Below are 1380 nucleotides of genomic sequence, written 5' to 3'. Positions count from 1 at the left end.
TTCAATCGGTGATCGGCCTTGAGGTGGCCGATGATGGGCTCGATCGCCTGGCGTCGCTTGAGCAGCGTCTTGTCCTTGTCGCTCAGGCTCTTGAATCGACCCCGGTGCTTGATGCTCAGGCCGGGGTTGTCTTTGTCCACCCCGCGATAGCCCAGGTCCACAAAGGCCGTTTGGGGCTGGATGCCGGTGGACTGCATCAGGATGGTGGCCTGCTCGATTTGTTCGTTGAGGGTGTGGCCGTCATACGGGTTACCGGGGAAGGCCCGGGCACCGACGATCAGGTTGCCCTTGAGGGTGCTGGCCAGGCCCACCTTGACACCGAACTCGAAAGGGTTGCGGCTCTTGCCCTTGGAGATGCACTCCACCTCGGGGGCATGCCAGCTGTAGAGCTTGGGCTGTTTGCCCTGTGTGTTGCGGCTTCGGGTCTGGGTGATCAGGCGCTGGGCCTTGTTCAGGCTGTCATTGAGTGCGTCTTGAACGGCCACGCTGAGCACGTTCATCTTGCGCGAGATCTCACGTTGCAGGCGGCCCACGATGGTGCTTTGGCGTTTGATGGTGCGGCGCATGCGCTTGAACTGGCGGGCGTGAGCGTATCGGCCAGCCTTGTGAGCGAGCGCCTGGCCTTCTTTGGCAAAGGTCTGCTTGAGCTCGATGCCCTGAGCCTTGGCGGCCTCGACCAGCTTGGCGCGGGCCGTCTCCAGCAGCTTGCTGTCGGTGGGGTGGCTGATGGCCTTCTCTTGCACGGTCGAGTCGACGATGACGGTGCGCAGTTCGGCCTTGGCGATGAGCTTCAAGGTGACGGCCACCTCAATGGTTCGGGCCAGCAGTTCTTCCACGCCTTCTTCACCCAGCAGCTTGCGAAACTTGACCAGTTGAGTGGGGTCGCAAGGCCAACGGTGCTCGAAATACTCATTGCCTGAAAAGTATTGCCAGGTGGGGGTCTCGCCCCAGCGCTGCACGACCTCTTCATCGCTTTCGTTGAAGGCGTGCTTGAGGTACAGCAGCGCCACCATCAGCCGGGTGGGCAAACGTGGGCGACCTGCCGCAGCCACACCCGAGCCCACCACTGAGACGCTGGGGCCGAACAAATCCATGTCCTCGATGCGCTTGCCGGCGCGCACCTGGCGTGCAAACCGGTGTGCCAAAGAGGCCTCCAACTCTTGCCAGGGCATGCGGTTGGCCAGCACCGCCAACGGGTGGCGCAGATCAATCATCTGGTCAAGGCGGTTGCGAAAGAAGTCAGCGGTCATGGTTGATCGGGCCTCAGGCAAAACTCCCAGGAATTGGGCTGTGGTGAATATTAAATTGGGAGTTCTGGGATGAGGCAATGGCCTGCGGGGCTAATGTTCATGCGGGTTGGTGGGGTTTGGCAGGGACGAC

1 protein-coding gene is annotated in these 1380 nt (G+C 61.4%); it reads right to left on the bottom strand.

Annotation, left to right across the window (positions count from 1 at the left end):
* The coding region (locus tag AC07VS_RS28745; RefSeq protein WP_494752684.1) for an IS5 family transposase at positions 1-1271 on the bottom strand (1271 nt) is incomplete at its 3' end.
* Between the last annotated feature and the right edge of the window lie 109 nt (positions 1272-1380).

The organism is Curvibacter sp. GW821-FHT01G03, assembly GCF_059422285.1.
This window is presented reverse-complemented; position numbering and strand designations above follow the sequence as displayed.